The 6,536-nt window shown below is 31.5% G+C and carries 6 protein-coding genes and 1 riboswitch; all 6 genes read left to right on the forward strand.

Annotation, left to right across the window (positions count from 1 at the left end):
• A riboswitch (cobalamin riboswitch) is annotated at window positions 1-115 on the forward strand. This riboswitch is flagged as partial in the annotation.
• 151 nt (window positions 116-266) lie between these two features.
• Window positions 267-1,799, forward strand: a complete 1,533-nt coding sequence (locus ACI3VO_RS02985) for a cobyric acid synthase (protein WP_439756493.1) — start codon at window positions 267-269, stop codon at window positions 1,797-1,799.
• 18 nt (window positions 1,800-1,817) lie between these two features.
• Window positions 1,818-3,182, forward strand: coding sequence for a cobyrinate a,c-diamide synthase (locus ACI3VO_RS02990; protein WP_439756494.1), 1,365 nt, complete (start codon window positions 1,818-1,820; stop codon window positions 3,180-3,182).
• 1 nt (window position 3,183) lies between these two features.
• A complete protein-coding gene (gene cbiB / locus ACI3VO_RS02995; protein WP_439756495.1) occupies window positions 3,184-4,143 on the forward strand; it encodes an adenosylcobinamide-phosphate synthase CbiB in 960 nt (319 codons plus the stop codon).
• Between the two features lie 24 nt (window positions 4,144-4,167).
• Window positions 4,168-5,235 carry a pyridoxal phosphate-dependent aminotransferase gene (locus ACI3VO_RS03000; protein WP_439756496.1) on the forward strand — a complete coding sequence of 356 codons (1,068 nt, stop codon included), beginning with the start codon at window positions 4,168-4,170 and terminating at the stop codon, window positions 5,233-5,235.
• A 4-nt stretch (window positions 5,236-5,239) separates the two neighbouring features.
• A complete protein-coding gene (locus ACI3VO_RS03005) occupies window positions 5,240-6,142 on the forward strand; it encodes a GHMP family kinase ATP-binding protein (RefSeq protein WP_439756497.1) in 903 nt (300 codons plus the stop codon).
• The coding region (locus ACI3VO_RS03010) for a precorrin-8X methylmutase (RefSeq protein WP_439756498.1) at window positions 6,115-6,536 on the forward strand (422 nt) is incomplete at its 3' end. The genes ACI3VO_RS03005 and ACI3VO_RS03010, both read left to right, overlap by 28 nt.

Below are 6,536 nucleotides of genomic sequence, written 5' to 3' on the forward strand. Positions count from 1 at the left end.
AGCCCCCGCTACTGTGAAACGGACGAAACTATAAAAACCACTGTTTGAAAAAATGGGAAGGTATAGGAGTAGGATGAAGTCAAGTCAGGATACCTAGGTAAATTGATTAATGAGAGTTAAAATCTCGGGGTGAAGATTTTGTTTGATAAATACGAAAAATCCTAGCCTTTTTGCTAGGATTTTTTGTTTACAATTTTTTACATTAAAATAAAGTAGATAGTAATTTGAGTAAAAATATAATAGCACTCAGAAAAGGGGATAAGATGATGAGTAAGAAAATAATGTTTCAAGGAACAGCATCAAACGTTGGAAAAAGTATAATAGTTACTGGATTATGTAGAATACTTAAGCAAGACGGATATAATGTTATTCCTTTTAAATCTCAAAATATGGCTCTTAATTCCTTTATAACAAAGGAAGGCCTAGAAATGGGAAGAGCGCAAGTATCACAAGCAGAAGCATGTGGACTAGAGCCGATAGCAGATATGAATCCTATACTACTTAAACCATCAGGAAACAATAAAAGCCAAGTTATTGTAAGAGGTAAGGTAGTAGGAGATATGGACTCTCCAGAATACTTTAAATACAAATTACAGCTAATGGATGTATTAGGCGATATATTTAAAGAATTTGAAGATAAATACGATGTCGTAGTTATGGAGGGTGCAGGTAGTGCAGCTGAAATAAACCTAATGGAAAGAGATATTTCTAATATGGGAATGGCTCAAATAGCAGATGCACCAGTAGTTTTAATTGGCGATATAGACAGAGGTGGAGTATTTGCATCTATTGTAGGAACTATGGCTTTGCTTAAGGAAGAGGATAGAAAGAGAGTAAAGGGTGTAATAATAAACAAATTTAGAGGAAGAAAAGAGCTTTTAGATTCTGGTGTGAAGATGCTAGAGGATATAATAAAGGTTCCAGTTCTAGGAGTTGTGCCTTATACTGATATAAAAATTGAGGATGAAGATAGTGTCACTACAAGATTTAAGAAGCAAATGGGAGTAAACGATATACATATAGAAATAGTTAGAACTCCACATATGTCTAATTTTACTGATTTCAATATATTCGAAACACAAGAGGATGTAAGCATTAGATATGTCGATTATGGCGAATCTCTAGGCAACCCAGATATAGTTATTATTCCAGGAACTAAGAGTACAGTAGATGATCTGATGTTCTTAAGAAGAAATGGACTTGAAGAACAAATAAAAGAGCTACATAGAAGAGGAAAACTAGTTGTAGGTATTTGTGGTGGATATCAAATGCTAGGTAAGAAGCTAAAAGATCCATATCATGTAGAAAGTGATTTAGAAGAGGTAGATGGAATAGGACTTCTAGATACAGAAACTACTTTTGAGCTTGAAAAGACTACAACTCAAGTAGATGCTATTATAGATAAAAATCTTACAGGATATTTTGCTAACTTAGAAGGCAAAAGAGTTAAAGGTTATGAGATACACATGGGAATTACCGATAGAGGCGACGGTATTAAAAATCTATGTACAATAGTGGAAAAATTAGGAGAAGAGGTAAATTACACAGAAGGAAGTGTAAATTCTGAATGTAATGTTTTAGGAACTTATCTTCATGGAATATTTGATGACATAGATTTTACAAGAACAATTTTAAATAATATAAGAGAGATGAAAGGTTTAGACAGAATAGAAAGTAAAGTCAAATCTTTTAAAGAATTTAAAGACAAGGAATACGATAAACTTGCCGACTTCTTGAGAGAACACTTAGATATAGAAAAAATATACGAAATTATGTCTGAAAACGAAGAAAGTAAATAAAAATAATAGGTGATAGAAATGAAAAAAATTTTAATTGCAGGTACAAATAGTGGTGTCGGAAAAACTACTATTTCATTGGGGATAATGCAAGCACTTACAAAGAGAAATTTAAAGGTTCAGCCTTTTAAGGTAGGTCCTGACTATATAGACCCTTCTTATCATACTTTTATAACAGGAAGATATTCTAGAAACTTAGATTCATATATGCTTGAGGACGAAAAAATCAAGTATATAGTAAAGGAGGCTTCTAAGGATGCTGATATATCTGTTGTAGAAGGAGTAATGGGATTATACGATGGATATGGAATAGATTTAGACGATTGCACAAGCTCTTATACATCAAAAATATTAAAGGCACCGGTTATATTAGTTATAAATGCAAAAGCAATGGCAGCTTCTGCAGCGGCTATGGTGCTAGGTTATAAGCTGCTAGATGAAAATGTAAATATAAAAGGTGTTATAACAAATAATGTAAAAAGCGAGAGCCATTACAAAACATTAAAAAGCGCCATTGAAAAATATACAGGAATAGAAGTTTTGGGATATTTCCCACCAAACAAAACCTTCTCACTAGAATCTAGACATCTAGGACTAATACCAAGTGTAGAAATGGATTCTTTAAAACAAAAATTTGATAATCTTGCAGATGAAATAGAAAAATACATAGATGTTGACAGAATAATAGAATTATCAGAAACAGAAGAAATAGAAAGCAATTTTGATTTAGATAAATTTGTAGATGAACATAAAGTAGAAAATAAATCTATAGCAGTTGCCTTTGATAAAGCATTTAATTTCTACTATAGAGAAAATATAGAGCTACTAGAAAAGCTAGGATTAGAAATTAAATACTTCAGTCCAATGGAGGACAAAGAGGTGCCTAATGCAGATTATATCTACATAGGAGGAGGCTTCCCTGAAATATTTGCAAAGGAACTTCACGATAACAAATCTATGAAGCTATCTATATTAGAAGCTCACAAAAATAATATTCCAATATATGCAGAATGTGGAGGATTGATGTATCTAGGTGAAAAGCTAGAGGATCAAAACAAGGAATTATTTGATATGGTTGGAATATTTAAAGGAACAAGTATCATGACATCTTCATTAAAGAGATTCGGCTACTGTAACGGAAAAGCAAAGGTAGATACAGTCTTAGCGAAAAAGGGACAAATTATAAAAGGTCATGAGTTCCACCACTCAGTATTTGAAAGCGAAGAGACTTGTGCCTATGAAATGACAAAGGAAAGAAATGGAGTAGTCGTTGATACATGGGATGGCGGGTATAGTATAGGAAATACCCTAGCGACTTATTTACATACACATTTTTACAATAATTTAGATTGTATAGCAAACTTTTTAGAAAAGGGAAATAAATAAGATGAATATTTTATCATTATATATAGGATACATTACTGATTTAATTATAGGAGACCCTTATTCATTTCCTCATCCAGTTAAATACATAGGAAAGTTGATAAAGGTTGTAGAAAATTTCGTAAGAAAAACAGCAAAGACAGATAAAGGTTTAAAAATAGGCGGATTTTTCTTGTGGTTTGTAACTGTTGGAACAACTTTTGCAGTAACCTATTTAGTTATGAGGTTGGCAAGATTTAATACAGTAGTTTATGTTATAATAAATTCGATTGTGATTTATACGACTTTGGCTACTAAATGCTTAAAGGATGAAGCTAAAAAGATTTACGAAGTCCTAAAAACAGGGGACCTTCAAAAATCTAGAACTCAATTATCTTACATAGTAGGTAGAGATACAGCTAATTTAGACGAAAAAGAAATAATAAGGGCAACAGTAGAAACAGTTGCAGAAAATACTGTAGATGGGTTAATCGCACCGTTATTTTATGCCTTCATAGGTGGAGCACCACTTGCTATGGCATACAAAGCGATTAATACATTGGATTCAACTGTAGGATATAAAAATGAAAAATATCTTCATATAGGATTTGCTTCAGCAAAAATAGACGATATAGCAAATTATATTCCTTCAAGAATATCAGTTATTTTATTCGTTATAGGCAACTTTTTCTTAGGGAATGACTACAAAAATTGCTTTAAAATAGCTATCAGAGATAGAAAAAATCACAAAAGTCCTAACTGTGCTTTTTCAGAGGGTGCAGTTGCAGGAGCACTTGGAATCCAACTAGGTGGCACAAATGTTTATTTTGGAGAGGTAGTTTACAAGCCAACTATTGGAGATAAAACTAGAGAAATAGAAGTAGAAGATATAGCTAGAACAAATAAAATATTGTATGCGACATCTTTGACATCTATGTTGGTATTTACATTATTTTACATATTAATATATATGATTATTATGTAATTACTTGTTATGAGGAGGATTCTTATGAAGGATTTAGGTCATGGAGCTAATGTCGATAATATGGCTAAGCAGTTTGGAAAGGACGAAAAGGACATAATCGATTTTAGTTCAAATGTAAATCCACATATAATTTCCAATTTAGGAAAATATGTTTTGGAAGGGTTAGAAAAAAGTAGAAGTTATCCAGATATAAATTATACTAATTTGAGAAATAACATTTCTGAATATATAAATGTAGATAGCGAACTGATAATTCCAGGCAATGGAGCTACAGAGATTATATATCTACTTATGAAAAGTATAAAAAAGAGAATTGCGATATTAAACCCTACTTTTTCTGAATACGGTAGAGGGGCTAAATTAAATAATTTAGAAGTAATAGACTTTCATTTAAAGGAAGAAAATAATTTTAGCATTGATTTAGATGAGATACAAAATAATATGGACAGGTTTGATAGTTTATTTGTCTGCAATCCAAATAATCCAAATGGAAAGGTAAAGGATTTAAATAAATTATTAGACTTAATGATCGAAAACGATAAGCTTTTAATTGTGGATGAAACTTTTATGGAGTTTGTAGGAGAAGAGGAAAAATATAGTTTAATAGGTAGAATAAATGAAACAGAGAATTTATTTATCTTAAAGGCTGTGACTAAGTTCTTTGGAATGCCAGGTCTTAGATTAGGATATGGTGTTACTAGCAATAGACAAATTATAAAAAACATATATGAATATAAAGAGCCTTGGACTATAAATTCCTTTGCAGAAAATTTATCTAATTACTTATTCAAGGATAAGGACTATATATCTAGTAGCAAGGAATATTATGTGAATGAAAGAAAATTCATGTTACAAGAGTTAAGAAACATACCGAGATTAAAAGTTTACGATACAGATACAAATTTTGTTCTTATGAAATTAGAAGATGGTGAATCGAATTCACTGAAGCTAGAGCTTTTCGAAAAGTACAACATACTTATAAGAGATGCTTCAAATTTTATTGGACTTGATAAGGGATACTTCAGAGTGGCGATAAAAGGTCACGAGGACAATAAAGCTTTGATAGAAGCATTGAAAAAAACATTGGGATAATCGTATGAAATTTTACGGAGTATGCCCAGCGTCTTGTGGTGAGTTTGTACAGGGAGTTTTAGATAATGAAGAGTATTTATCATCATATGCGATTAATTTATTTTCAGTGGCAACTTTAGAAGAAGGTAAGGAAGTTATCCACACAGGACCTAAAAAATCGAGAAGAGCTATGGAGCTTGTATTTGAAAAATTCAATATACCTGTGGATGAAAGCAAAAAAATATCACTAAATATAAACAGCCAAATACCTATAGGAAAGGGGATGGCGAGTTCAACTGCTGATATCGGAGCTACTATAAAGGCTACATTATCTATGTTGGGGAAGACCTTGACTGGTGAAGAAATTTCAAAATTAGCAGTAAAAATAGAAGCTACGGATTCATTATTGTTGAATAGACACAGCATATTTAATCCGCTTACAGCAGATATAAAAAAATATATGGGTGGTATTGATAATGCTAAAGTAGTTATATTAGAGCCAGATGATATTTTAGATACAAAGTCGATTAGGATGACTCCAAATTACAGAATGTATAAGATGCAAAATAAAGAAATAATCAGAGAATCCTTTTCGCTATTAGATGAAGGCTTGGCGAAAAATGATCTTAGCTTAGTTGGAAAAGCTTGTACATACAGTAGTTTGGCAAATGAAAATATACATAAAAAGCCGTTTCTTAAAGAAATCATAGAGATTTCGAATAAATTTGGATGTTGTGGGGTAAATATTGCCCATAGCGGTACAGTTATTGGAATTTTAATGGATAAGGAAATGGACGATAAGAGAGTAATTCAATATTTGAGAGAAATTGAAATATCAAAATACTACAAAAAAATATACACATCAGATATTATCGATGGAAAAGTTAGGGAGGAAGTAGAATGGAATATATTAAAGACCCAAAAATGATAGAAACTAGAAGCTTTGAAATAATTCAAGGGATAATAGACGATATTAGACCAGGATACAAATTTAAAAATGAAATAGAAGAAAAAATAATCAAAAGATGTATCCACACAAGTGCAGATTTTGAATACCTAGACATATTAAAAATATCAGAAACTGCTGTGGATAAAATAATAGACGCATTAAAAAATAAATGCACAATATACACAGATACTAACATGGCTTTAAGTGGAATTAATAAAACTAGATTAAATGCATTAGGCTGTGAATATAAATGTCTAGTTGCAGATGAAAGAACAAAGGAATTAGCTAAAGAAAAAGGAATAACTCGTTCTATGGCAGCAGTTGAATTAGCAATGAAGGATGAAGGTAGAAAAATATTCGTTCTTGGAAATGC

Origin of the sequence: Intestinibacter sp. (assembly GCF_051866655.1) — a bacterium.
Classification (GTDB): Bacteria; Bacillota; Clostridia; order Peptostreptococcales; family Peptostreptococcaceae; genus Intestinibacter.

Coding starts and splice junctions, on each gene's coding strand:
- ACI3VO_RS02990 (WP_439756494.1), top strand. CDS start 1,818: ATGAAAAAAATTTTAATTGCAGGTACAAATAGTGGTGTCGGAAAAACT.
- ACI3VO_RS03005 (WP_439756497.1), top strand. CDS start 5,240: ATGAAATTTTACGGAGTATGCCCAGCGTCTTGTGGTGAGTTTGTACAG.
- ACI3VO_RS03000 (WP_439756496.1), top strand. CDS start 4,168: ATGAAGGATTTAGGTCATGGAGCTAATGTCGATAATATGGCTAAGCAG.
- cbiB (WP_439756495.1), top strand. CDS start 3,184: ATGAATATTTTATCATTATATATAGGATACATTACTGATTTAATTATA.
- ACI3VO_RS02985 (WP_439756493.1), top strand. CDS start 267: ATGAGTAAGAAAATAATGTTTCAAGGAACAGCATCAAACGTTGGAAAA.